The organism is Telluria mixta (genome assembly GCF_029223865.1).
Classification (GTDB): domain Bacteria; phylum Pseudomonadota; class Gammaproteobacteria; order Burkholderiales; family Burkholderiaceae_D; genus Telluria; species Telluria mixta.
In genome coordinates this window covers 1,681,837-1,706,665 of record NZ_CP119520.1, presented here as the reverse complement: position 1 = coordinate 1,706,665, position 24,829 = coordinate 1,681,837, and the positions used below count along the sequence as shown (strand labels likewise).

General features: G+C 66.7%; 22 protein-coding genes. 11 read left to right on the top strand and 11 right to left on the bottom strand.

Annotation, left to right across the window (positions count from 1 at the left end):
• Nucleotides 1–241 precede the first annotated feature (241 nt).
• On the top strand, nt 242–4,492 hold the full coding sequence (gene rpoC / locus P0M04_RS07520) for a DNA-directed RNA polymerase subunit beta' (protein WP_259448293.1): 4,251 nt from the start codon (nt 242–244) through the stop codon (nt 4,490–4,492).
• A gap of 78 nt (nt 4,493–4,570) precedes the next feature.
• Here rpoC and P0M04_RS07515 read toward each other — a convergent pair whose 3' ends face one another.
• The 6 genes from P0M04_RS07515 to P0M04_RS07490 all read right to left on the bottom strand — a co-directional run bounded on the left by P0M04_RS07515 (nt 4,571) and on the right by P0M04_RS07490 (nt 8,754).
• The gene (locus P0M04_RS07515; RefSeq protein WP_259448292.1) at nt 4,571–5,506 is read right to left on the bottom strand and encodes a hypothetical protein; all 936 of its coding nucleotides are present in this window, start codon (nt 5,504–5,506) and stop codon (nt 4,571–4,573) included.
• A gap of 52 nt (nt 5,507–5,558) precedes the next feature.
• The gene (locus tag P0M04_RS07510; protein ID WP_259448291.1) at nt 5,559–5,960 is read right to left on the bottom strand and encodes a hypothetical protein; all 402 of its coding nucleotides are present in this window, start codon (nt 5,958–5,960) and stop codon (nt 5,559–5,561) included.
• Nucleotides 5,957–6,799, bottom strand: coding sequence for a CsgG/HfaB family protein (locus P0M04_RS07505; protein WP_259448290.1), 843 nt, complete (start codon nt 6,797–6,799; stop codon nt 5,957–5,959). Before P0M04_RS07505 ends, P0M04_RS07510 begins: the two co-directional genes overlap by 4 nt.
• Nucleotides 6,796–7,221 carry a curli assembly protein CsgF gene (locus P0M04_RS07500; protein ID WP_259448289.1) on the bottom strand — a complete coding sequence of 142 codons (426 nt, stop codon included), beginning with the start codon at nt 7,219–7,221 and terminating at the stop codon, nt 6,796–6,798. The genes P0M04_RS07505 and P0M04_RS07500 overlap by 4 nt, the downstream gene beginning before the upstream one ends.
• A 20-nt stretch (nt 7,222–7,241) precedes the next feature.
• Nucleotides 7,242–7,661, bottom strand: a complete 420-nt coding sequence (locus tag P0M04_RS07495; protein WP_259448288.1) for a CsgE family curli-type amyloid fiber assembly protein — start codon at nt 7,659–7,661, stop codon at nt 7,242–7,244.
• Nucleotides 7,662–7,749: 88 nt separating this feature from the next.
• Complete coding sequence (locus P0M04_RS07490) at nt 7,750–8,754, bottom strand: zinc-dependent alcohol dehydrogenase family protein (protein WP_259448287.1); 1,005 nt, start codon at nt 8,752–8,754, stop codon at nt 7,750–7,752.
• Nucleotides 8,755–8,850: 96 nt separating this feature from the next.
• Between P0M04_RS07490 and P0M04_RS07485 the strand changes: the two genes are divergently transcribed.
• A complete protein-coding gene (locus P0M04_RS07485; RefSeq protein WP_259448286.1) occupies nt 8,851–9,744 on the top strand; it encodes a LysR family transcriptional regulator in 894 nt (297 codons plus the stop codon).
• Entirely contained in the window at nt 9,741–10,289 is a 549-nt protein-coding gene (locus tag P0M04_RS07480) for a cysteine hydrolase family protein (protein WP_259448285.1), read from the top strand. Before P0M04_RS07485 ends, P0M04_RS07480 begins: the two co-directional genes overlap by 4 nt.
• On the opposite strand, the gene P0M04_RS07475 is transcribed toward P0M04_RS07480, so the two are convergent.
• Nucleotides 10,276–10,575, bottom strand: coding sequence for a hypothetical protein (locus P0M04_RS07475; protein WP_259448284.1), 300 nt, complete (start codon nt 10,573–10,575; stop codon nt 10,276–10,278). The two genes, P0M04_RS07480 and P0M04_RS07475, sit on opposite strands and share 14 nt — an antisense overlap.
• Nucleotides 10,576–10,706: 131 nt before the next feature.
• Between P0M04_RS07475 and sodC the strand changes: the two genes are divergently transcribed.
• Entirely contained in the window at nt 10,707–11,237 is a 531-nt protein-coding gene (gene sodC / locus P0M04_RS07470; protein ID WP_259448283.1) for a superoxide dismutase [Cu-Zn] SodC, read from the top strand.
• A gap of 3 nt (nt 11,238–11,240) precedes the next feature.
• Here sodC and P0M04_RS07465 read toward each other — a convergent pair whose 3' ends face one another.
• Complete coding sequence (locus P0M04_RS07465; RefSeq protein WP_259448282.1) at nt 11,241–11,717, bottom strand: nuclear transport factor 2 family protein; 477 nt, start codon at nt 11,715–11,717, stop codon at nt 11,241–11,243.
• A 141-nt stretch (nt 11,718–11,858) separates the two neighbouring features.
• Here P0M04_RS07465 and P0M04_RS07460 point away from each other — a divergent pair, with 141 nt between their 5' ends.
• The 4 genes from P0M04_RS07460 (at nt 11,859) to P0M04_RS07445 (ending at nt 16,547) form a co-directional block, all read left to right on the top strand.
• Nucleotides 11,859–12,419: a TetR/AcrR family transcriptional regulator gene (locus P0M04_RS07460; protein WP_259448281.1), complete on the top strand. Its 561-nt coding sequence runs from the start codon at nt 11,859–11,861 to the stop codon at nt 12,417–12,419.
• Between the two features lie 171 nt (nt 12,420–12,590).
• The gene (locus tag P0M04_RS07455; RefSeq protein ID WP_259448280.1) at nt 12,591–15,206 is read left to right on the top strand and encodes a hybrid sensor histidine kinase/response regulator; all 2,616 of its coding nucleotides are present in this window, start codon (nt 12,591–12,593) and stop codon (nt 15,204–15,206) included.
• A gap of 52 nt (nt 15,207–15,258) precedes the next feature.
• A complete protein-coding gene (locus tag P0M04_RS07450; RefSeq protein ID WP_259448279.1) occupies nt 15,259–16,263 on the top strand; it encodes a hypothetical protein in 1,005 nt (334 codons plus the stop codon).
• A gap of 143 nt (nt 16,264–16,406) precedes the next feature.
• Nucleotides 16,407–16,547 carry a hypothetical protein gene (locus P0M04_RS07445; protein WP_259448278.1) on the top strand — a complete coding sequence of 47 codons (141 nt, stop codon included), beginning with the start codon at nt 16,407–16,409 and terminating at the stop codon, nt 16,545–16,547.
• A 55-nt stretch (nt 16,548–16,602) separates the two neighbouring features.
• Here P0M04_RS07445 and P0M04_RS07440 read toward each other — a convergent pair whose 3' ends face one another.
• The 3 genes from P0M04_RS07440 to P0M04_RS07430 all read right to left on the bottom strand — a co-directional run bounded on the left by P0M04_RS07440 (nt 16,603) and on the right by P0M04_RS07430 (nt 21,301).
• Nucleotides 16,603–18,216: a M28 family peptidase gene (locus P0M04_RS07440; protein ID WP_259448277.1), complete on the bottom strand. Its 1,614-nt coding sequence runs from the start codon at nt 18,214–18,216 to the stop codon at nt 16,603–16,605.
• A gap of 60 nt (nt 18,217–18,276) precedes the next feature.
• Nucleotides 18,277–20,553, bottom strand: a complete 2,277-nt coding sequence (locus P0M04_RS07435; RefSeq protein WP_259448276.1) for a M28 family peptidase — start codon at nt 20,551–20,553, stop codon at nt 18,277–18,279.
• Between the two features lie 76 nt (nt 20,554–20,629).
• Nucleotides 20,630–21,301 carry an energy transducer TonB gene (locus P0M04_RS07430; protein WP_259448275.1) on the bottom strand — a complete coding sequence of 224 codons (672 nt, stop codon included), beginning with the start codon at nt 21,299–21,301 and terminating at the stop codon, nt 20,630–20,632.
• A 260-nt stretch (nt 21,302–21,561) separates the two neighbouring features.
• Here P0M04_RS07430 and P0M04_RS07425 point away from each other — a divergent pair, with 260 nt between their 5' ends.
• From P0M04_RS07425 to P0M04_RS07415, 3 genes are read left to right on the top strand one after another with little or no spacing between them, the layout of a single operon-like run.
• Nucleotides 21,562–22,212 carry a response regulator gene (locus P0M04_RS07425; protein ID WP_025511700.1) on the top strand — a complete coding sequence of 217 codons (651 nt, stop codon included), beginning with the start codon at nt 21,562–21,564 and terminating at the stop codon, nt 22,210–22,212.
• Between the two features lie 44 nt (nt 22,213–22,256).
• The gene (locus P0M04_RS07420) at nt 22,257–23,222 is read left to right on the top strand and encodes a hypothetical protein (RefSeq protein WP_259448274.1); all 966 of its coding nucleotides are present in this window, start codon (nt 22,257–22,259) and stop codon (nt 23,220–23,222) included.
• Nucleotides 23,219–24,802 carry a sensor histidine kinase gene (locus P0M04_RS07415; RefSeq protein WP_259448273.1) on the top strand — a complete coding sequence of 528 codons (1,584 nt, stop codon included), beginning with the start codon at nt 23,219–23,221 and terminating at the stop codon, nt 24,800–24,802. The genes P0M04_RS07420 and P0M04_RS07415 overlap by 4 nt, the downstream gene beginning before the upstream one ends.
• Nucleotides 24,803–24,829 lie beyond the last annotated feature (27 nt).

Below are 24,829 nucleotides of genomic sequence, written 5' to 3'. Positions count from 1 at the left end.
AGCAGCACGGCCGCCAGCCTTCGGGCTGGCCCGCGACCTCGACATCGTCGTTCCCGCGCAGGCGGGAACCTAAGTTCGGTTAATAGGCCGAAAAACTTGGATCCCCGCCTGCGCGGGGAGGCGGTGTCGACAATGTCGGCAACGGCAGTTTTAGGGCTAGCGGTTCCAGCAAGCACTGGCGAAAATCAGTGAGAAGCTGGCGGTAGTAGTAGGTACAGAATTCAATCACCCGGAGTGATAAATGAAAGCACTGCTCGATCTATTCAAGCAAGTTCAGCAAAACGAGAGCTTCGACGCCATCAAGATTGGCCTGGCGTCGCCCGAGAAAATCCGTTCGTGGTCGTTCGGCGAAGTCAAGAAGCCGGAGACCATCAACTACCGTACGTTCAAGCCGGAACGTGATGGCCTGTTTTGCGCAAAAATCTTTGGTCCGATCAAGGACTACGAATGCCTGTGCGGCAAGTACAAGCGCCTGAAGCACCGCGGCGTCATCTGCGAGAAGTGCGGCGTCGAAGTCACCCTGGCGAAAGTCCGTCGTGAGCGCATGGGCCACATCGAGCTGGCCTCGCCGGTCGCGCACATCTGGTTCCTGAAGTCGCTGCCGTCGCGCCTGGGCATGGTCCTGGACATGACGCTGCGCGATATCGAACGCGTCCTGTACTTCGAAGCATACGTCGTGACCGATCCGGGCATGACCCCGCTGAAGAAGTGCCAGATCATGTCGGAAGACGACTACGCCGCCAAGTACGAAGAGTACGGCGACGACTTCACCGCATTCATGGGCGCCGAAGGCATCCGTGAACTGCTGCGCTCGATCGACATCGACCGCGAAGCCGAAGCCCTGCGCGTCGAACTCAAAGAGTCGAAGTCGGAAGCCAAGATCAAGAAATACGCCAAGCGCCTGAAAGTGCTCGAGGCGTTCCAGCGTTCGGGCATCAAGCCGGAATGGATGATCATGGAAGTGCTCCCGGTCCTGCCGCCGGAGCTGCGTCCGCTCGTCCCGCTGGATGGCGGCCGTTTCGCCACGTCCGACCTGAACGACCTGTATCGCCGCGTCATCAACCGTAATAACCGCCTGAAGCGCCTGATGGAACTGCGCGCTCCGGAAATCATTACGCGTAACGAGAAGCGCATGCTGCAGGAAGCAGTGGACTCGCTGCTGGACAACGGCCGTCGCGGCAAGGCGATGACCGGCGCCAACAAGCGTCCGCTGAAGTCGCTGGCTGAAATGATCAAGGGTAAGGGCGGCCGCTTCCGTCAGAACCTGCTGGGCAAGCGCGTCGACTACTCGGGCCGTTCGGTCATCGTGGTGGGTCCGCAGCTGAAACTGCACCAGTGCGGTCTGCCGAAGCTGATGGCGCTCGAGCTGTTCAAGCCGTTCATCTTCAACAAGCTGGAACTGATGGGTCTCGCGACCACCATCAAGGCTGCGAAGAAGCTCGTCGAGCAGCAGGAACCGGTCGTCTGGGACATCCTGGAAGAAGTCATCAAGGAACACCCGGTGATGCTGAACCGTGCGCCGACGCTGCACCGTCTCGGTATCCAGGCGTTCGAGCCGGTCCTGATCGAAGGTAAAGCGATCCAGCTGCACCCGCTGGTCTGCGCGGCGTTCAACGCCGACTTCGACGGTGACCAGATGGCAGTCCACGTCCCGCTGTCGATCGAAGCACAGATGGAAGCGCGTACGCTGATGCTGGCGTCGAACAACATCCTGTTCCCGTCGAACGGCGAACCGTCGATCGTGCCGTCCCAGGATATCGTGCTGGGTCTGTACTACGCGACCCGCGAGGCGATCAACGCCAAGGGCGAAGGCATGCTGTTCCCGGACGTGTCGGAAGTCATCCGCGCGTACGACAACAAGGAAGTCGAACTGGCGACCCGCATCACCGTGCGTATCGTGGAATTCCCGCGCAACGCCGAAGGCGGTTTCGACCAGACGCTGACCCGTTACGAGACCACGGTCGGCCGTGCGATCCTGTCCGAGATCCTGCCGAAAGGCCTGCCGTTCTCGGTGCTGAACCGCGCGCTGAAGAAGAAAGAGATCTCGAAGCTGATCAACACGTCGTTCCGCAAGTGCGGCCTGCGTGCGACCGTCGTGTTTGCCGACAAGCTGATGCAGTCCGGCTTCCGTCTCGCAACGCGCGCCGGTATCTCGATCGCCGTGGACGACATGCTGATCCCGGACGTCAAGAAGACCATGATCTCGACCGCCGAAGCGGAAGTGAAGCAGATCGAGCAGCAGTACGCCTCGGGTCTGGTCACCGCCGGCGAGCGTTACAACAAGGTCGTCGACATCTGGGGCAAGACCTCGGACGAAGTGGGCAAGGCGATGATGGACCAGCTGAAAGTCGAGCCGGTCACGAAGCGCGACGGCACCCAGGGTACGCAAGAGTCGTTCAACGCCATTTACATGATGGCCGACTCGGGCGCCCGTGGTTCCGCAGCCCAGATTCGTCAGCTGGCCGGTATGCGCGGCCTGATGGCGAAGCCGGATGGCTCGATTATCGAAACGCCGATTACCGCGAACTTCCGCGAAGGCCTGAACGTTCTGCAGTACTTCATCTCGACGCACGGCGCCCGTAAAGGTCTGGCCGACACCGCGCTGAAGACGGCAAACTCGGGTTACCTGACCCGTCGTCTGGTCGACGTGACGCAGGATCTGGTCGTGACGGAAGACGATTGCGGCACCACCAACGGCACGCACATGAAGGCGATGGTCGAAGGCGGTGAAGTGATCGAAGCCCTGCGCGACCGTATCCTGGGCCGCGTGACCGGTACCGACGTCGTCAATCCGGAAACGCAGGCGACCCTGTACGAAGCCGGCACGCTGCTGGACGAAGACATGGTCGAAGAGATCGAGCGTCTGGGCATCGACGAAGTCAAGGTCCGTACGCCGCTGAACTGCGACACCCGTTATGGCCTGTGCGCGAAGTGCTACGGCCGCGACCTGGGCCGCGGCATGCTGGTCAACTCCGGCGAAGCTGTCGGTGTGGTCGCAGCACAGTCGATCGGTGAGCCGGGTACCCAGCTGACCATGCGTACGTTCCACATCGGTGGTGCGGCATCGCGTGCGGCAGTGGCATCGTCGGTGGAAGCCAAGTCGAACGGTACGGTCCGCTTCACGGCGACTATGCGTTACGTGACCAACGGCAAGGGCGCCCAGATCGTCATTTCGCGTTCGGGCGAAGTGCTGATCACGGACGACCACGGCCGCGAGCGCGAGCGTCACAAGGTGCCGTACGGCGCGACCCTGGCTGTCCAGGACGGCATGGTGGTGAAAGCCGGCGTGCCGCTGGCAACGTGGGACCCGCTGACCCGTCCGATCATCACGGAATACGGTGGCACGATCAAGTTCGAGAACGTGGAAGAGGGCGTCACCGTCGCTCGCCAGGTCGACGACGTGACCGGCCTGTCGACCCTGGTGGCGATCGACCCGAAACGCCGCGGTTCGGCCAGCAAGGTCCTGCGTCCGCAGGTCAAGCTGCTGAACGAACAAGGCCAGGAAGTCAAGATCGCCGGCACGGAACACGCCGTGACGATCGGCTTCCAGGTCGGCGCGCTGATCATGGTGAAAGATGGCCAGCAGGCGTCCGTGGGTGAAGTGCTTGCACGTATCCCGACCGAATCGCAGAAGACCCGTGACATTACCGGTGGTCTGCCGCGCGTTGCCGAGCTGTTCGAAGCCCGTTCGCCGAAAGATGCCGGCATGCTGGCGGAAGTCACCGGTACGGTCGCATTCGGTAAAGAGACCAAGGGCAAGCAGCGCCTGGAAATCACCGACATGGACGGCAACAAGCACGAGTTCCTGATCACGAAGGACAAGCAAGTGCTGGTGCACGACGGCCAGGTGGTGAACAAGGGCGAGATGATCGTGGACGGCCCGGCCGATCCGCAAGACATCCTGCGCCTGCTGGGTATCGAAGCGCTGGCCCGCTACATCGTCGACGAAGTGCAGGACGTGTACCGTCTGCAGGGCGTGAAGATCAACGACAAGCACATCGAGGTGATCGTTCGCCAGATGCTGCGTCGTGTTCAGATCGTCGAAGCCGGCGACACCGACTACATCGTCGGCGAGCAGGTGGAGCGTTCGGAACTGCTGGAAGAAAACGACCGCGTGACGGCCGCAGGCAAGCTGCCGGCGACCTACGAGAACGTGCTGCTGGGTATTACCAAGGCGTCGCTGTCGACCGACTCGTTCATCTCGGCCGCATCGTTCCAGGAAACCACCCGCGTGCTGACCGAAGCGGCGATCATGGGCAAGCGCGACGGTCTGCGCGGCCTGAAGGAAAACGTCATCGTCGGCCGCCTGATCCCGGGCGGTACCGGTCTGGCATTCCACCGCGCCCGCAAGGAGAAAGAAGCGTGGGAAGCCGAAGAGCGCGCAGCGCTGCTGCAGCAGGAGAAGGCCAACATGGCTGCCGAGCTGCAGGCGATGGAAGACCAGCAGCAGGCTGCGGCTTCGGTCGAGCAGCACCACGGCGACGGCGAGTGATCGCTTCGGTCCTAGCTTAAACAGCTGATGAAAACGGCACCTTCGGGTGCCGTTTTTTTTTGCAGTCGCCTGTCGGCCTCAGTGCTGGTAGATGTTCGTCCAGTTGCCCGAGCCCGTCTGGTTGACGTTGGCCACATAGCCTTGACCGTCCTGGCCCACCGTCGCGGTGTTGGTGTTGCCGATCTGCGCAATCGTGGCCGTGTTGCCGGCACCGGCCTGGATTACCCTGGCCAGGTTGGCGTTGCCGACCTGGTTGATGTCGGCGACATGGTCGTCGCCGGTCTGACTGACGTCGGCACTGTTGTCCGATCCGTCCTGCCGGATCGTGAGCGAGTCATCCCAGCCATCGTTCTGCGTCGTGCTCGCGCTGTTCCGGGTGCCGTTCTGCACGATGTCCGGGCCACCCGCCAGCATGTTGTTGGCGACCACCGCTACCGTATTCCCATCGCCCGTCTGCGTGATCGTCGGGCCGTGACGCGTGCCTCCCTGCTGGCTGACCGTCAACCTGTTGCCCGTGCCGGTCTGGGACGTCCGGATTTCCGTGTCGGCGCTGTCGATCTGTTCCACGCGGGCGACGTTGCCGCTGCCGTTCTGGTCGACGATGACAGGGCTCGTCGTCACGATAGCCTGCGCGATCGCGGCATCGTTCCCGTTCCCGCGCTGCGTGATCCTGGCTTCGTTCAGGCCGAACGACCCCCTGGCGCCATCCTGCGTGATGCCTGCATTGTTTCCCGTGCCGTCCTGGCTGACCACGGCGGCCACGCCGTAACGGGCGTCGCGCTGGAAGATGCCGCTGCTCGTGGCCCCGGGGCCGCCCACGTGGTTGTCATTGCCGGTCTGCGTGATCGATGCGCTGACGCTCGGCGCTGTGTCGTACGGTGTCAGGCCAACCTGCTCCGCGGCGACGGTGTTGCCGCCGCCCTGCTGCGTGACCGTGATGGTCTGGCTCGACGCAACCTGGCTGGCGCAAGCCAGACTGATACCGAGTGCGATTGTCGAGAGTGCGAGTTTCATGGAGTACTCCTCGAAGTGGACAGGGGCGGATTGGGAAGCGATTCAGCGGCCCCTAATGCTGAACGATGGTGGCCGACTTGCCGTTGCCGTACTGGGTGATGCGCGCATAGCCGTGCTGGCCGTACTGCTCGATGCGGGCCGTGTTCAACGCGCCCTGCTGGTCGATCCCGGCGCGGTTGCCGCTACCTGCCTGCAGGATGCTGGCCGTGTTCCGCTGACCGCTCTGCTGCACCACGGCCTCGTTGTCCAGGCCGGTTTGCAGCAGGCTGGCGCTGTTGTCGGTGCCCGCCTGCGACACCGATGCCCTGCCTGCCGGAGCGGGCAGAATTGCCGTGGACCGGGGCGCCGCAAGCGGCGGATCGAGTTCGGACGGGGCAAGATCGCCCGCGCGGGCGCCCGCGAGGATGCCGGCCACCAGCAGCAGGCCGCAGGCGCCGGGCCGCAGCGCGTTCATGGCGCTCTCCCTGCGGCGGCCAGGTAGCGTTGCAGCACCGGATTGGCCATCCCGGCGTCGTCCTGCAGCGCCCAGTTCCCGGCCCGGATGCCCTGCGCGATCAGGTGGACCACGGCGGACTCGATCGCCTCGCCGACGCACAACTGCGTGGGCTCGTTGCGGGTCGTGCCGGCCTCGAATTCCGCGAGGTCCTTCACGTTGACGAACTTGAAGACGCTCGGATGCAGCTCGTACGAATAAATCGTCTTGGTGGTCGACACGCTCTGCAGGATCTGGCCGCCGCGGATGTCGACCGTGCGCAGATTGACCGTCACCTGGTCGACCCGGTACTGGGTGCTCATCCCGATGCCGAGGAAGCGCGCGCCCATGCCGCCGGTGCGCACGTTGCTCTCGTAGGCGACGACGCCGCCCTCGATCAGGACCGACGCCGCCAGCAGGGGCGGGATCTGCACGGGCGGCGTCCCTGCCGGCTGCGGCATCTCCAGCGCGCGCACGATCTTGCGTTCGGTGAGCAGGTTCTGCAGGTTCTCGCGTTCCACCGGGACGAACCAGCCCGAGTCCTGCAGCGCCCGGATCAGCATCGACGACGCGCCCTGCGTCACCGCGGTGGAGAAGGAGCTGTCCGGCGCTGGCTTGTACTGGCCGGTCTGGTCGCGGATGCCGTACACGGCCACGGCGATCCTGCCCTTGGGTGGCGGCAGCGCCAGCAGGTCGCGCGTGATGGCGGTGTCGGGCGTCAACTGGGCATTGTCGCGCACCGTCGAGGGCGCATGGGCGCATCCGCCCAGTAAGCACAGCAGGGCCAGTGCGGCCAGCCGGGCGCGGGTCTGGGTACTCATTGCCCCACCTCGAACGAGGTAACGGCGCCGGTCGTCTTGTCCGTCGTGGTCACGCGCAGCAGGCCGCCGCCCAGGTCGGTCACCGTGATGACGAAGTTCTCGGTCGAAAATGTCCCCGGTAACAGCTTGCCGTCCGATCCCATCAGCTTCGACGTCGCGGCGGACGCGAACTGGCTCAGCATCATGCGTTCGAGTGTCTGGTTGAACTGCTGGAGGGGTGACTGGTTCAGCGGCGACGACCCGCCGAGGCCAGTCAGGCCATGCTTGTTGGTCGCCGACGCCGCACCGAGCAGGCCCGGCCCATTGGAGGGCGCGCCGCCGAAATTCGGGTTGACCGGCACGTAGACCAGTTCGGAAGCGCACGCGGCGGCGCCCCAGAACACGAGGCTGCAGGCGACAGGCAGGGACAGTCGGTGGGACATGGCTCACTCCTTCATGCGGGTCAGAATTCGTCGGGTGCGAGGTCGGCGTCGAGGATGAGCGTGCGTTGGCGCTCGGCGTCCAGGACGGCCTGGTAGGCGCTCTCGGCGGCGTTATCGCCCAGCGCCTTCAACGCCGTGCGCGTGGGGGGCAATTGGACCTGGAGCACCCGGCGCGGGCCATATTCGACCCACACCTGCGTGCCCCAGCGCGCCGACGGGCGCTCGCGAATGGCGATCGTGTAGCGGTCGCTGCCGGGCTTGTCGAGCCAGGCCGTGATGAAGTACCGGCAGAATTCATGACCCGCCACCGTGATGGGCTGGCTCGTCACGATGCCCCAACCTCCCGGATCGGGGTCGCGCCCTGGCTGGGCAGCGGCACAGGCGAGCGAATACGCGGCAGCCAGGGCCAAACACATGAAGTGGCGGGCAATGCTGATCATCTGCAACCTTCATTGCTTAAAAGTTATAAATAAAGCAATAATGATCAGTGCAGTGTATCGAGCGGACGAGCCCGGCCCATGAGCATCATCAGAGATGCGCTATTCCGATTTTTCCGATGTGGGCGCCGCTTGCCAGCATGTCGTAGGCCCCGGCCACCTCGTCGATGCCGACGGTGCGGTCGACCACCGGCACGATGCGGTTGGCCTCGATGGCCCGCACCGCTTCCGCCAGGTCCGCCACCGATCCCGTGCTGTTGCCCACCACGCGCAATGCCTTGCCGATGATGGAAAACAGGTTGACCGACGTCGTCGCGCCCGACAGGAAGCCGACCGTGAACACTGTGCCGCCCATGGCCGCCGCGTGCAGCGAGCGCTCGAACGTGGCGTCGCCGACCGTCTCGACGACGAGGTCGGCGCCGCGGCCGTTCGTCGTCTCGAGCACGATCCGGTCCCAGTCGGGCGTCGCACGATAATTCACGAGGTGATCGGCGCCGAGCGCACGGCCACGCTCCAGTTTCGCATCGGATGACGAGACAAGGATGACGGTCGCCCCGCTCGCCTTGGCGAACTGCAGCGCGAACAGGCTCACGCCGCCGGTTCCCAGGATGACGACCGTGGAACCGGGCCGCACGGACGCCGAGCGCACCGCATTCCACGCCGTCGTCGCCGCGATCGGCAAGGTCGCGCCCTGGACGAAATCGAGGTGCTCCGGCAGCCGCACGACGCTCTTCGCCGGCACGGCCACGTATTCCGACAGCGACCCGGGCAGCGTGATACCGCGCATGGCCGCGATCCGTTCCGGGCGCATGGGTCCGTCGAGCCAGTCCGGCATGAAGTGCGGGACCACCCGATCGCCAAGCGCGATGCCGGTCACGTCCGCGCCCAGCGCAACGATCTCTCCGGCACCGTCGGCGACGGGCACCAGCGGCCAGGTCGCGCCTGGGAAGCGTCCCGTTGCCACGGCGACATCGATGTAGTTCAGCGCAGCCGCGCGCAGGCGGATGAGGACTTCGCCGGCGGCCGGCTGCGGATCGGGCAACGACGTGCGGCGGAAAGCGGTCAACGAAGGTTCGACAAGCTGGATGGCGTACATGGGTTGGCTCCTTTGAAATGAGACGCCCAGTGTGATTGCCAACGGAAAGACGATAAACTCGGCTTTTCTTGCAACATTTCCAACCAGGACTTGCGAATGGATCTGCTGGACAGCATGAAGGTCTACGTGCTCACCGTCGAGAAGGGCAGCCTGAGCGCGGCGGCGGACGCGTGCGGCATGTCGGCGACGATGGCCGGCAACCACGTGCGCGCGCTCGAGCAGCGGCTCGGCATGCAGCTGATGCACCGCACGACGCGGCGCCAGCACGTGACGGCGTTCGGCGAGGCGTATTACGCGCGCTGCAAGGAGATCCTGCGGCTCGTGGCCGAGACGGATGCCCAGGCGCACACGATGCGCCTCGCGCCCGCGGGCACGTTACGCGTCAGCGCGCCCGTCACGTTCGGCACGGAGGCGCTGGCGCCGGTGCTGTCCGATTACCTGGCGCGCTATCCGCAAGTGGATGTCGAACTGGATATTTCCGATCGCTTCGTCGACCTGATGGAAGACGGCTACGAAGCCATCATCCGCGTCGGCCAATTGCCGCCGGATGCGAACGTCGTCGCCCGGCCGCTGGCGCCGTACCGGCTGATGCTGTGCGCGTCGCCCGACTACCTTGCGCGGCGCGGTATGCCGGCGACGCCGGCCGACCTGGCCAGTCACGACTGCCTCGCATTCGGCGCCGCCAGCATCAACCAGTGGCGCTTCCAGCACGATCACGACGTCTGCCAGGTGCCCGTCACCGGACGCGTGAAAATCAACAACGGGCAGGCCTTGCGCACCGCGGCGCTGCAGGGGCTCGGCATCGTGCTGCAGCCGACGATCCTGCTCGAGGCCGACGTGCGGGCAGGGCGGCTCGTCCAGCTGTTTCCCGAGTACGGATTGCCGGAGCGGCCGATGCACATCGTCTACCTGCCGGACCGGTATCGCTCGCCCAAACTGCGCAGTTTTATTGATTTCGTCGTCGAACATTTCGGAGAGCCGACCCCATGACCGCACTACTCATCATCGACATGCAAAAAGGTATGCGGAGCCCGACCCTGCCGCCCCGGAACAACCCGCAGGCGGAAGCCAACCTCGCCCGCCTGCTGGCCGCGTGGCGGGAGCGGGGAGAGCCCGTCGTCCTCGTCCGCCACATCAGCCGCTCGCCGACGTCGGTGTTCGCGCCCGGCCAGAGCGGCGCCGAGTTCCAGGAAGCGTTCGCTCCGCTGCCGCATGAACACGTCGTCGAAAAGAACGTGCCGGATGCCTTCGTCAACACGGGGCTCGAGCGGTGGCTGCACGCGCGCGGCATCCGCGACGTCGTCATCGCCGGCGTGAGCACGAACAATTCGGTCGAGGCGACGGCGCGCACGGCCGGCAATCTCGGGTTTGCGACGGTCGTCGTGGCGGATGCCTGCTTTACCTTCGAGAAGAGGGATTTCGGCGGTACCTTGCGCAGCGCGGAAGACGTCCATCTGATGGCGCTGGCGAACCTGCATGGCGAGTATGCAGAGGTGCGCACCACTGCCGACGTCCTCGCCCTCAATCCCGCCTGAAGCCCGACTTCACCCGCATGAGCACATCCGCGAACCGCTGCTCGACCGGCTGGCCGGGCCGCCTGAGCCAGGCGTCGATCGCGGGCTGGCGATAAAAATTCGGGGCCGTCGCTTCGTAGCGGAGGAAGCGGCCGATGGCATCGACGTCCGTGAATCCCAGGACCACGGCATGCGCATAGGCGCGCTCAAGGCGGTCAGGCAGGCTGGCGTCGCAGGCCAGTTCCGGGTGGATGTCGATGATGTGCTGGCGGATGTCTGCGAGTGGGTTGTCGTCGGGTTCGGGCATGATGTCTCCTCGGTCGGCGTTGCGCCGACCCGCCATTGTTCCTGCCCGGCCCACGGTATCCGTTGCGTCAACTCAGCTAGTTATCGAATACACTATTCCCGCGACACATTCTCAACCTGAAAGGAGACTGTATGACCATCAAATCGCTCATCGCGCTCGCATGCGCGCTGACCGCGGCCGCCGGCGCCCACGCCGCCGACCAGCTGCAAGCGTCGATGACGCTCGTCGGCCCCGACGGCACCGGCAAACCGATCGGCGTCGTGACCATTACCGAATCCAAGAGCGGGCTCGTGTTCACGCCCAACCTGACGAACCTGCCGCCGGGATCCCACGGCTACCATGTGCACGAGACGGGCAGCTGCGGCACGAACGAGAAGGATGGCAAGAAGGTCCCGGCCGGCGCTGCCGGCGGTCACTTCGATCCGACCGGTGCCAAGCACCATGGCGGCCCGTCCGGCGACGGCCACCTGGGCGACCTGCCGCCGCTCGTCGTCGCGGACAACGGTGGCGCCAGCACGGCCGTGACCGCGCCGCGTTTGACGAAACTGTCCGAAGTGAAGGGCAAGGCCCTGATGATCCACGCCGGCGGCGACAATTTCGCTGACCAGCCGAAGCCGCTGGGCGGTGGCGGCGACCGCATCGCCTGCGGCGTCATCCAGTAAGACTTACAACCCCAGGTCCGACAACCCGGGGTGGTCAATCGGCCGCCGGCCCAGCGGCCAGTGAAACTTGCGGTCGGCTGCCTGGATCGGCATGTCGTTCAGGCAGGCATAGCGCCGCTGCATGAGGCCGTTCTCGTCGAATTCCCAGTTCTCGTTGCCGAACGTGCGGAACCAGTTGCCGGAATCGTCGTGCCATTCGTAGGCATAGCGCACGGCGATGCGGTTGCCCTCCACGGCCCACAACTCCTTGATCAGGCGGTAGTCCAGTTCCTTCTTCCATTTGCGGTCCAGGAACTGGACGATCTGCTCGCGGCCGGTGACGAATTCGGCGCGGTTGCGCCAGTAGCTGTCCGGCGTGTACGCCAGCGCGACTTTTTCCGGGCTGCGGCTGTTCCAGCCATCTTCCGCCAGGCGGACTTTCTGGATGGCCGTTTCACGCGTGAACGGGGGAAGAGGTGGACGGGATTCGATCGTGGACATGAGCACTCCTTGTGTAAGTGAGGTAGACAGGTCTGTATCGTAAGCGAAACCGGCGTGATACGGCCCATCCATCCAGCTAGTTGATGTAGACAGGTCTGTATCATATACTGGAGTCCCGCACTCCACCCTGATCCGACGACCATGGCCCAACCCTCCGCCCGCGACCGCATCCTCGACACGGCAAAGCGCCTGTTCTACCGCGACGGTTTCCGTGCAACCGGCATCGACCGGATCGTCGCGGAATCCGGCGTGGCGAAGATGTCGCTGTACCGTCATTTCCCATCGAAAGACGATTTGATCGCCGCCTTCCTCGACTGGCGCCACGACTACTGGACGTCGTGGTTCACGGCCGCCGTCGACGCGAGGCTCGCGCGCGGGGAAGGGCTCGCCGCCGTGGCCGACGTGCTGGGCGAGTGGTTCGCGCAAGAGGACTTCCGGGGCTGCGCGTTCATCAATGCCGTCGCGGAGACGGGGGCGACGGACGATCCCCGCCACCGGGAGCAGGCCGTGCGCCACAAGCGCGACCTGGAGCGCTATCTCGGCGACGTGGCCACACGGCTGGGGCTGGCGTCACCGGACCAGGTGGCGGAAGAGGTGCTGCTGTGCGTGGAGGGCATGATCGTGCGGGCGCAGATGGACCCGGGCCCGAGGATCGTCGGTGCGGGCCGGCGTCTGCTCGCACGGATCGAACGGGATACGTAACATTTTCCCATCTCTTTGTTACAATATTTCAAGATATGGTCGCGTTGGGCTCGCGCCGCCTGCTATGATGGGTAGCTGAGCCGCTCCGGCTTGCCTTCGACCACCCACGATATGCCCTGGCCTTTCGACCTCGTTTCCCTGGATGACACATCCGCCCGAAAGCCGAGCGACATGGAATTGCAGATGCGGCGCCATCCGTGGGAGACGACGCCCGTCGGCCCCGTCGCACATTGGCCGTTCAGCCTGAAACTCGCCGTCCGCACGCTGCTCGATTGCCAGCTGCCGATGTACCTGGCCTGGGGCGACGCGTACACGCAATTCTTCAACGACGCCTACGTGCCCATCCTCGGCGCCAAGAAAGACGGAGCGCTGGGCGGCGACGCCCGTGTGACCTGGCCGGAGATCTGGCCGGTCATCGGCCCGATGTGGGCGCGCGTCCTGCAGGGCGAGCCCGTCGGCTCGAGCGATCTCGCATTGACGATCAACCGCTACGGCTATTTCGAGACCTGCCACTTCGCCTATTCGTACAGCCCCGTGTATGGCGACGATGGCCGCCCCGAAGGCGTGCTCGTGACCTTCGTCGAGACGACGGAAACGGTGCTGGCCGAACGCCGCCGCGCCTTCCAGCTCGAACTGGCCGACATCCTGCGCCGCGAGACGTCGTCCGGTCCGCTGCTGCGGGCCGCGCTGGGCCAGGTCGGCGCGTACGTGACCGACGCCACCGTCACCTACGCCGAGACGCGGCCGGGCGACGCCGAGGCCGTGATCCTGGAACAGTGGGATGGCGGCGAACGCACGCCGCAGTCCGGACGCACCGTGCCGCTGGCGCAGCTGGCACCCGGCGTGCCGGAACGCCTGAGCGCGGGCGAGACCGTATGGTCGGAGGATGGCGCGGCCGGTGAGAAGGCCGGCATTGCGGTGCCGCTGATGGACGGCGACCGCCTGGCGGCCGTGCTGGCGCTGCATGCGCCGCTCGACGCGGGCCGCATCGCGGACGAGGTCCGCCTGCTGGAAGACGCCGCGCGCCGCACCTGGGAAGCGCTGCGCCGCATCCGCGCCGAGGAAGCGCTGCGCGAAGAGACGCGCGTGCTGGAACTGATGAAGGGCGCGACCGAGACGCTGGCATCGACCATCGCCCTCGAACCGCTGATGCAGGCCATCACGGACGCCGCCACGCAACTCGTCGGCGCGGAATTCGGCGCGTTCTTTTACAACGGCAAGGACGACAACGGCGATGCGTATTCGTTGTACGCGCTGTCCGGCGCGCCGCGCGTCGCATTCGAACGCCTGGGCATGCCGCGCGCCACCGCCGTGTTCGGGCCGACGTTCCATGGCAGCGCGCCGATCCGCAGCGACGACATCCGCCACGACCCGCGCTATGGCCAGTCGGCGCCGCACCACGGCATGCCGCCGGGGCACCTGCCCGTCGTGAGCTATCTCGCCGCGTCCGTCGTGTCGCGCTCGGGCGAGGTGATCGGCGGCCTGTTCTTCGGCCACTCGCAACGTGCGATGTTCAGCGAACGCAGCGAAGAGCTGATCGGCGCCTTTGCCGTGCAGGCCGCGATCGCGATCGACAACGCGCGCCTGTACGACATGGCGCAGCGCGCGGCCGAGGAGCGCGAGCAGCTGCTGGCCAGCGAGCGCGCGGCGCGCGCCGAGGCCGAGCGCCACAACAAGATGAAGGACGAGTTCCTCGCGATGCTGGCGCACGAACTCCGTAACCCGCTGGCGCCGATCACGAGCGCGGCCCAGCTCCTGCGCCTGCCCGAAGTGAACGAAGGGCTGCGCCTGAAAGCCAGCAACATCATCTCGCGCCAGGTGCGCCACATGACGGAGCTCGTCGACGACCTGCTGGACGTCTCGCGCGTTACCCGCGGCCTCGTGAAACTGGAGAACGAGATCCTCGACCTGAACAAGGTCGCGATGGCGGCCGTGGAGCAGGCGCGCCCGCACATCGAGGAGCGTCAGCACGGCCTCACGGTGGAGCTGCCGGATGTGCCGGTGCCCGTCGAAGGCGACCGTACGCGCCTGATCCAGGTGCTCGTCAACCTGCTCAACAACTCGGCCAAGTACACGCCGCCGGGCGGGCGCATCGCCCTGGTCGTCACCCTCGACGACGGCGCGGCGCAGGTCGCGGTGCGCGACAACGGCACCGGCATCGACGCGCAACTGCTGCCGCACGTGTTCGACCTGTTCACGCAGGCCGATCGCGCGCCGGACCGTTCGCAGGGCGGCCTCGGGATCGGCCTCGCGCTCGTGAAAAGCATCGTCCGCATGCACAACGGCCAGGTGGCCGCGCACAGCGCCGGGCTGCAGCAGGGCACGACGATGACCGTCACCCTTCCGCTCGCGCAGGCCGAGGTGGGGCAGGTCGTACGCGCGGGCGAGGGCAGCGGGGCCGCGCGGCCGCTCACGGTCACCATCGTCGACGACAACGGCGACGCCGGCCAGTCGCTCGCGGTGCTGCTGCGCGCGCATGGCCACACGGTGTACGTCCACGAGGACGCGGCCGGCACGCTGGCGCATGCCGACCCCGCCACCGAAGTCTTCATCCTCGACATCGGCCTGCCCGACATGACGGGCTACGAACTGGCGCGCCGCCTGCGCCGCGACGCGCGTCATGCGCATGCGGTCTACGTCGCGCTCACGGGCTACGGCCAGCAGCGCGACCGCGAGCTGTCGCGCCAGGCTGGCTTCGATCACCACCTCGTCAAGCCGGTCGAAATCGGCAAGCTGGCGCAGATCCTGGCAGCAAAGGCCGAAAGGAAGCCGGTCACGGAAGGTTGACATCCATTGTCATAACGATCAGTATTAGCCTCCCAACTTCATCCAGCCGACCGTGTCCCGCAAAAAGAACAGCCGTCAATGGGCCCGCCTGCGCATCCTGTGCTACGCGGGACTGGACCTGATGACGATCGTCCAGGATGCCTTCGCCCTGGTGCGCGAACTCGTGCCGAATTCCTGCGCCGAACTGGCGCTGCGCGTCGATCCGGCCGAGGCGTCGCCGCTGGCCGGAAACGACCCCGCGTACGTGTCGGTGCTGCCGCCGCCGAGCGGCTATGCGTACCGCGACCATGCCGGCTTCACGGCGAACGGCACGCCCGCATTGCACACGCTGCAGGTGCCGTTGTCGCATGCCGGCCGCCGGCTGGGCGAGATCACCTTGTGGCGCCACGAGGGGCCCGCGTTCGACCGCCATGACGAGGAAGACCTGCAGCGCGTGGCGACGTATTTCGAACACGTGCTGCGCAACGCGCCCGAACTGGCGGCCGGCAGCGCCGGCGTCGTCGAGGACGAAGCCATGCTGCTGGCCACCGTCGACGGCCAGATCCTGTACCTGAGCGATTCGGCCGGCGCGCTGCTCGACCAGCTTGGGGCGCAGGAGCGCCAGGCGTTCAACCGCCGGACCTTGCCCCCGTTCTGCCTGCGTCTCGTGGAATCCGTCGCGCACGGCGACCGCTATCCGTGGCTGCTGCCGCTCGGGACCCTCGCCATGGCCGGCGGCGTGCTGGAGGCGCGCGCGCAGTGGATGAGCGCCGGCGGCGCGGCCGCGCTGCATGCCGAAGATCCCGCGTACATCCGCACGGTCGGCATCTTCATGAAATTCGTCGTGCCGCTGCCGCTGCGCATCTGGCGCGCAATCGGCTCCGTGGAGCTGTCGCCGCAACAGGCCGAGGTGGCGTTCTGGATGGGCGTCGGCGGCGGCCGCGAATCGGCGCGCGCCAACATGGAAGTCAGCGACGCCGTGCTGCGCGACTGCGTCAAGGCTGTCTACGAAAAATTCGGCTGCTCGTCCGAGGCCGGCCTGCTGGAACAGCTGCGTCCCACCGTCTCGCGCATGTAACGCAATGACCCCACCGGTGGGGCTGGGACCGGACGGCCCATCTCCTTATCATGTCTTCAAGCTCGAAGCAGGGGCCCGGCAAGCGCCGCGGTCCCTGCCTGCTCTCTCATCGCTCATTCACTAAAAACTCACTGGAAACGAACATGGACCTGTACAACGTCCTGGCCACCTATGCGCTGATGGACCCGTCGCGCGTGCCGGGTCCGGCCAGCTTGGCACTCGTCGTCGTCGCGCTGGCGCTGTTCGGGTTGTCGGTGGGGAAGGGGAGACGGCGCGGCCAGTGATCCGACAATAACAGCGATACGCATGCCGTATTGGCGTGCGAAGGGGAACCTTTCGCTATCGGCCCGCTGTCTCCCTGATCTTCCCGAACTGGTCACCCTTCTTCCACGCGGGCATGGCCGGTGCATCGGCCACCCTGCGGCCCAGGTTCAGCGTGAACTGCGCCTGCTGCACCATGCCCGCCAGGTCCCAGTTCGGATCGTATTCGTCGTCCGCCTGGTGGTAGCGCGGACCATAGGCCTTCTGCTTCGCGTCGTTCGCCTCCTTGTCCTTCACCCAGTCACGTCCGCCGGAGATGGAAAACGCCGGCACGCCCGCCTTGGCGAAGCTGAAGTGGTCGCTGCGGAAGTAGCCGCCGCCCAGGTCCGGGCCCGCCGGTGCGACGGCCAGGTGCATCGCCTTCGCCGTCGCTGCCGCCATGGTGCCCAGGTCGGAACGCTCGCTGCCGCGCACGCCGATGTCCTTCGCGGCCGCGACGAAATTCAGGCTGTCCAGGTTCAGCGCCGCCGCCGTTTTATCGAGCGGCCAGAGCGGACGGGCCGCATAGGCCGCGCTGCCCAGCAGGCCCTGTTCCTCGGCCGCGACCCATAAAAACATCTGGCTGCGCTTCGCCGGATGGCGTGCCGCTTCCTGCGCCATCGCCAGCAGGCCCGCGCTGCCGGACGCGTTGTCGACGGCGCCGTTGTAGATCGTGTCCCCGGTGTCACCTTGCTTGCCCAGGTGGTCCCAGTGCGCCGAGTAGATGACGACTTCGTTTTTCAGCTTCGGATCGGTGCCCGGTACCACGCCGGCCACGTTGAACTGCTGCAGCGTGCGCACGGCCGCCTGCGCGTGGCCCGCCACGCGTGCGTCCAGCTCGACGGGCCTGAACGACTTGTCTTCCGCGGCGGCGCGCAGCTTGTCGAGATCCTGGCCGACGGCCGTGAACAGTGCGCGTGCCGTGGCGTCCGTGATCCAGCCCTGCAGTCCGGTGCCCAGGTCGGCGTCGGCCAGCTGGAAGCGCTCGGCCATCCAGCTGTTGTGCACGACGCCCCAGCCGTACGAGGCCGATGCATCCGTGTGGATCAGCAGGACGCCCGCCGCGCCGCGGCGCGCCGCTTCCTCGAATTTATACGTCCAGCGGCCGTAATACGTGAGGCTCTTGCCGGCGAAGCGGTTCGGCGCCGCGCTGGTCGGCGCGGGATCGTTGACGAGCATCACGAGCACCTTGCCCTTGACGTCGACGCCCTTGTAGTCGTCCCAGCCGCCTTCTTCCGGCGCCGCGATGCCGTAGCCGACGAAGACGAGCGGAGCGTCGAGGTCGTGCGCCGGCTGGGCATCGCCCGGCGCCCACACCCAGTCCTTGCCGAAGGCCAGCGGCAGCGGTTTGCCGCCCGCGACCAGCGCGACGGTGCTGTCCTGCGGCAGTGCCTTCACGCCGGCGATGTTGACCGCCTGGCGGTAGCCGTTGCCGTTGGCGGGACGCAGGCCGGCGGCCTGCGCCTGCGCTTCCAGGTAGGCGACGGTGAGGTCGCCGCCGCGCTGGCCGGTGCCGCGGCCCTCCAGCAGGTCGGACGACAGGAAGGCCAGATGGGCGCGCAATGGCGCTTCCTGGACGGTGACGGAGGCTGCGTGAGCCGTGGAGGCCAGCGCCAGGGTGGCGGCGATGGCCGTGGGGACGAGCTTGAGCATGGGTAAATGCGGGTCGTTGTCGGGACCCGCATTGTAGAGCAGGCGCCGTTCGGGGAAACTTCAGGGAAACCGCAGCACGTCGGCCGCCACGGTGGTGCCCGCCAGCGGCAGCAGCGGCGGCAGGCCGGCGGGACGGGGCGGCAGGTCGCGGCCGGGCAAGCCGGGGATGCGTTCCTGGACGTACACGAGGAACGGCGGATCGCCCGCGAAGTCGAACGCGAAGCGCAGCGCTTCGTCTTCCATGCCATGCAGGGTGACGTGCCAGCTAAAGCACGACTTCTCCGTGAGCACGCGGCCGTTGACGCTCGTGCGCCACGGGCACGCACCCTGCACGCGCACGATGATGTCGGGCGCGCGGTTCTTCGAGCGCAGCGTGAATTCCACGTGGCGCTGCCGGGGGCTGCGCTCGTCCTTGTCGATGACGAGGTCGGGCCACGCCACGCTGTCGTCCTTCTGCGCCGCCGCGTACCACACGGGATCCGCGTCGGGCCCGAACAGGTAGGGCAGCGCATACGGGTGCAAGGTATTGGGAAAGACCTGCCGCGTCCACGCATCGAGCGGCCCGGCCGGATGCAGCCAGAATGCCTGCCAGCTCGGGGTGTCCTTGTAGTACACGAGCCGGTTCGGCGCGGGGAACTCGGGCACCTGCGGCACGGCCGCATACGCCATGCCGAACGACACGCCGGCGCCGACCAGCAGCGGCCGCACGAGCCAGCGCCGCGCCAGCGCATCGAGTGCCATGCCGCACAGCCCCGCCAGCAGGCACACGAGGCTCGAGGGCAGCACGAGCCAGGCCGGCGTGAAGAACGCGAAGCTTCCGTGCACCGCGGGCAGCAGCAGGACGAGTGCCGGCAACGCGCCCGTCACCGCGACGGCCGCGCGCCGGGCCGGCGTCCACGCGCGTGCGCTCATGAGCACGAGCCATGCGGCTTGCCCGGAAAGCAGCGGCCACGCCAGCACGTAGCTGGCGCCGGGGGCGCGTATACAGGTCGCGACGAGTGCGACGTCGGCGGCGAGCAGCACGCCCAGCGCCGTCGCCGCGACGCCGAGCCGCTGTTGCAGGCGCCGCTGCAGCGCGATGAAGACGGCGGCCGGCACCAGCATGAAGGCCGCCAGCTGCCAGCGTACGCCGCCGTCGTCGGCCAGGACGGCGGCCGGGTAGCGCGCCTGCAGCACCGGCAGCGCCTCGCGGCACAGGTAAGCGGCGAAGGTCGCGAACACGGTGATGAACAGGACGCTGAACATGGCGTCGGCAATGTCGGTGCCGGAGATGCGGTTGCGCAGGGCCGTGCGGCAGGCCCAGGTGCCCAGCGCGCAGGCGAGCAGCGCCAGCGGCCAGATCAGCCGGTAGTCGTAGTGGACCATGCCGGCGAGGGGCAGCGCGAAATACACCTCGCCGCGCGGCGGCGAGGCGAATGCGAGGTTGGCGTTGCCGAGGCGGCGCAGCAGCGCGAGCATCGTGTCGCCCTCGTGCTGCAGGCTCGCACTGGACAGGCGCTGCGGCAGGTCGTGCATGCCCTCCCAGCCGAGCGGCCCCTGCGTGGTGGCGAAGTGCAGTACGGGGAAGGTCCCGGTGGCCAGCGGCGCGGCACCCCCGCTTTGCGGCAGGCGTTCGTACAGTTCGGCCATGAAGGATGAACCTTGCGGTGCCGGCGCGCCGCGCGCCCAGGCGTCCATTGCAAAGCCGTCCGCGTGCGCCGCGCCGATCAGTTCCAGTGGGCCGCGGTTGCCGGCGTTGTCGAAGCGCAGGGCGACGCGCACCTGCTTCGCCCACGGGTGCGATTGCATGAAGGCGCGCGCGCCCATCGCCTGCGCCGTGTCGGCGTCCGTGAAGACGAACAGCAGGTCGTTGTCGAGCGGCGGCCCGGCCTGCAGCACGCGCAGCGTTTCCAGCAGCGCCGCTGCGGAGGCGCCGCCGTCGGCCGCGCCCGGCGTCGTGGCGGCGGAATCGTAATGGGCCATGGCCAGCACCGCGCCGTGACGCGCGAGGCCCCGCTTGCGCACGACGATGTTGCGCGCGGTCGCCATCGTGCTGTGCCCGTGCGACATCCAGTCCCACGATGTCGCGGACACGGTGTCGACTTGCACTTCCGGTTCGAGGCCGAGCGCGCGGATGCGCGCCAGCAGGTACGCGCGGGCGCGGGCGTTGGTGCTGCTGCCGGCGGGACGCGGCGCCTGCGCGAGGACCTGCACGTGCGCCTGCGCCCGCGCCGCGCTGAATCCGGGGACGAACGGACCGGTCGGCAGCGGCGCCGCGCGCGGCTGCAGCATGAGCCACGCGAGGAGAAAAGCCAGGCCGCAGGCCGACCAGACGGCCAGTGGAGATACGTGACGCATCGTGCGTCTCCCTTTGTTTTTATATTTTTACGCAAAAAAAGCCCGCCGGAAGGCGGGCCAGGAGGGACAACAAAAACTAGTCGAGCGTCCAGACGAAGGCCAGCTTCGCCCAGCCGGCTTCCGGCACGCCGTTGTTCGTGGCGGGCTTGAATTTGCACAGGCTCAGGGCGTTGAGGGCGGCGCTGTCGAGCACGCGCGAGCCGCTCGAATGCTCGATGCGCGCCGAACTCACGCGACCGTCGGTGCCCACCAGCAGGGCCAGGGTCGACGTGCCCGTGACGCCGTCGCGCGCGGCGGCCGTCGGATACGCGGGCAGGGCGCAGCCGCTGGCGTCCGCGAACACGGCCGTGCGCATCTGGCCGGGATTGGCGCTGGGCGTGGCCGGCGCTTCCGGTACGGGGTCGGACGGCATGGCCGGGAACGGCGACGGGTCGGATGCCGTGGTCGCCGTGACGGTGTCCGGCAGCGGCGGCGGCGCGACGGGGACCTCCGTCTTCGGCACGACCAGGTTTGGTGGCGCCAGTTGTTGCGCCGGTTTCGGCGGCTCGGGCGGCGGTGGCGGCGGCGTCGGGCGTTCGGGCTCGATCATGACGAGCACCTGTTCCGGCAGTTTAGAAAGAGAAATTGCCTTCGTATTGATGCTGTGGACAAACACGGTGCCGACGACCACGTGCACGGCGGCAATGAGAGCAAATTTTGCGGCTTTCGCATTGGGGCGGTTGTCGCTCGAGAGACTCGTGAATTGCATGGCCATCCTCCTTGTTGTTGTACCGGCAATGCCGGAAGTAAATCGGAGTGAAGCGGAAAATCCAACGAACGGAACCAATATATGCTATCTCATAGCAATAGGTAAAGCGATTTCGTAGCAAGATGTAATTCCACTTGATTGCTGAGGCCGTCTTGACATGTAGGAAAATGGTCGCAAGCTGCCTCGCGCCCGTTGCTGTTGTGTGGAATAATCGTCTCTGTGCTTTCGCCTGAAAGCAGAAGTAGCCTGGAGAATCGAACGTGCAGAAAGAGCAAAAGCCGATCCGCGTGATGCTGGCGGACGACCACCCGATCGTCATGACCGGGTTCGCGATGTCCTTGTCGGCGCAGGGAATGGAAGTGGTAGGCCAGGCCAAGAGTCCGAGCGAAGCGGCAGCCATGTATGCGGAATTCCGCCCGGACGTCGCCGTGCTCGACATCCGCTTCGGCACCGAGCTGACAGGGATGGATGCGGCGCAGAATATCCTCAGGAACGACCCCAAGGCCAAGATCGTGTTCCTCAGCCAGTTCGACCAGGACAGCCTGATCAAGGAAACCTACCGCCTGGGCGCGCACGCGTTCGTGACCAAGGATTGCGACCCGGCCGACCTGGCCGACGCCGTGCGCCATGCGCATGCGGGCAAGCTGTACTTCCTGCCGCAGATCGCGGAGCGCCTGGCCAGCTTGGCCGTGCGCGGCGACGTCTCGCCGCAGTCGCAGCTGGACGAGCGCAGCCTGGAGATCTTCAAGCTGATGGCCGAGGGCCTGACCAATGTGGAGATCGCCGAGCGCCTCAACCTGTCGACCAAGACCATCAGCAACATCAGCCAGTCCGTGAAGGAGAAGCTCGGCGTGCACCGGCAGGCGTACATTACCAAGCTCGCCGTCAAGCATGGCTTGATCGAGCCCTGACCCGTTTCATTGCCGTGCTGTCTTCCGTGCTCCGGTTCGCAAACTTGGGTTCCCGCCTGCGCGGGAACGACGGTGTTTGCGCCCGCACGTCGTCCCTGCGCAGGCAGGGACCCAATGCCGTGCTGTCGCTGGCTGCCCTGATGTTCGCGACCTCCGCCCACGCCTTCACCACCCGCGACATCAAGCCGGAGCCCGTGCAGGGCTACCGCTTCCAGATCGTCACGACGGACGACAGCGCCATCACGCGCCGCATCGTGGACGACATCACGCGCCGCCTCGTGCCCGTGTTCGCCGTGTTCCGCACCGAACTGGCGCAGCACCGGCGCATGCTGTACGTGACCGTCGGCCCGGCCGCGCTGCGCGACGTGGCGCAGCGCCGCTGCGACTGCGTCGTCGTCTCCACGTTCACGTCGAGCCAGGTCGTGCGCTCCATCCTCGGCACGCTGCCGCCCGCGCGCGCCACCTCGTTCACGGCCGTGTACGCGGAACCGGCGCCGGCCGACCAGCTGAGCCTCGTGGCCCTGCTGTACCGGCGCACCCCGCGCGTGGCCGCCATCCTGGGTCCCGACACCGCGTTCCTCAAGCCCATGCTGGAAAACGAGCGGGTGAACGTGGTGCAGGCCGACCCCGACGAGGACATCAACCGCCTGCTGGGCCAGATCGGGCAGATCGACGTGCTGCTGGCGCTGCCCGACAGTGCCGTCTACAACACGGAAAACTTCCGCAACATCCTGCTCTCGACCTACCGCCACAAACAGGGCGTGATCGGCTTCTCGGCCGACATGGTCAAGGCGGGCGCGCTGGCGACGACGTATTCCGAGGTCGAGGACATCAACGCCCAGGTGGCCGAGATCGTGGCCAGCTACGTGGCCGGCGGCGAGCTGCCGGCACCTCAGTTCCCGCGCTATTTCCACACCATCGTCAACGAGGGCGTCGCGCGCTCGCTCGACGTCGAAGTGCCGGACAACGCGCGCAACTTTGCCCGGCCCGCGCCGGCACGCCACCCATGAAGCGCCCCGCCGCCCTCCGTGACGCCTCGCTGCGCGCCGCCAAACTGCGCTCGGCGAAACTGCGGCCCGCCAGGCTGCGGCCCGGCGCGCTGCAGTTCTGGCGCGGCTGGAGCATCGGCCTGCGCATGGCCTTCATCACCATGCTGCCCGTGACGCTGCTGTTCACATCCTTCGTCTGGTATTCCTGGTATGCGCACCGCGCCCAGGTGAACGAGGAACTGGCGGAACGCGGCCGCATCCTCGCACGTGCGCTCGCGGAGACCAGCGAATACAACGTCATCTCGGGCAACCTGTCCGACCTGCGCCTGACCATCAATGGCCTCGTGCAGTCGGACAGCAGCGTGTACCGCATCGAAGTCGTCGACATGAACGGCCTGACCCCCATTTCCGTCAGTTCCGACCACCCGATCGAGGCGGACGAGGGTCTCACGTTCGACGCGCAGATCCGCAAGCAGGTCGTATGGATCAACCTGTTCTCGGACAACGGCACGCCGCACGTTTCCGCCTCCAGCGACACGCGCCCGCCGACCCTGACGACGGAGGTCGTGGGCCTCGTGCGCGTGACGATGTCGCCCACGAACATGCTGGCCAAGCAGCTGCACCGTTTCCGCGTCGAACTGGCGATGGCCGCGCTGGCGCTGGCGGCGAGCGGCGCGCTCGCGTACATCCTCGCGCGCAGCCTCACGGTGCCGCTGCGCGAGGCGATCTCCGTGCTGCGCCGCATCCGGGGCGGCAACTACCGCGTGCAGCTGCCCGTCACGACCGGCGGCGAGGTGGGCGAATTGCAGGCGTCGATCGGCGAGATGTCCGTCGCGCTGGACCAGTCGAAGCAGGACCTGGAAAACAAAGTGGCCGAGCGCACGCGCGACCTCCTCGCGTCGCGCAACGAGGCGCTGCGCGCCGACGCCGACAAGCGCAAGCTGATCCAGAAGGTCAACAGCATCATCGAGGACGAGAGAAAATCCATCGCGGTCGAGATCCACGACGAGTTGAACGCGTCGCTGATCGCCGTGCGCCTGGAATCGCAGACGATCCAGCAGCTGGCCGCCAAGGCCACGCCGGGTGAGGAAATCGACCAGATACGCGCCAAGGCGCAAGCCATCACCAAGCTGGCGCTGGACCTGTACGCGAACGGCCGCCGCCTCGTGCGCCGCCTGCGTCCGGAAGTGCTGGACATGCTCGGCCTGCACGGCGCCGTCGAGGAGATGGTCAGCCACTACCGCAGCTCCGGCGTGCACTTCGAATTCGAATCGCAAGGCGACTTCTCGAAGATCGGCAACGAACTCGCGATCTCCGCCTACCGCATCGTGCAGGAAGCGCTGTCGAACATCATGAAGCACTCCCAGGCCGGCTTCGCGCGCGTGAGCCTGGCGCTGTCCGACGAGGACGGCGCGCTGCACATCGAAGTGCAGGACGACGGCGAAGGCTTCGATCCGGCCGTCGCGTCGGAAGGCATCGGCATCATCGGCATGCGCGAGCGCGTGTTCGCCCTCGGCGGCAGCATCCACGTGCAGTCGCGCCCCGGCGAGGGCACCCTCGTCGCCATCACCCTCCCGCTATCGGACGTGGCGACTGCCTGAAAGCAGTCTTCTGGGGTACAGTAGCGA